1 pseudogene is annotated in these 292 nt (G+C 43.5%); it reads right to left on the bottom strand.

The features are described from left to right. Window positions 1-103 precede the first annotated feature (103 nt). Window positions 104-292: pseudogene (locus HC176_RS19055) on the bottom strand (hemolysin); the annotation flags it as partial.

Raw genomic sequence — 292 nt, 5'->3', positions numbered from 1 at the left:
CGTGGGAGTGGATGAACCTTCTTCGTCGGTAAGGATAAACTTAGATATTCCGGAGGCATCCCCTTCCAGAATTGCACTTCCCAGGGGGGTTTTTAAGAAAGCTTTATTCATCCCGTTTCTTTCTATCTTCAGTTTGATCCTGTTTTAGAAGGCCTAATTTTTTGGCTCTTTTCTCCCAGTTTTGACGTGCCAGGACCTGCATGTCTTCCACATTATCGCTCTCATCCATAATTTCGAGACCCATAAGTGTTTCTATAATATCTTCCATGGTGACAAGGCCAATGGTATTGCC

It is taken from the genome of Tamlana crocina (genome assembly GCF_012037625.1).
Note: the sequence above shows the minus strand (reverse complement) of the source record. Positions and strands in the feature narration are given on the sequence as shown.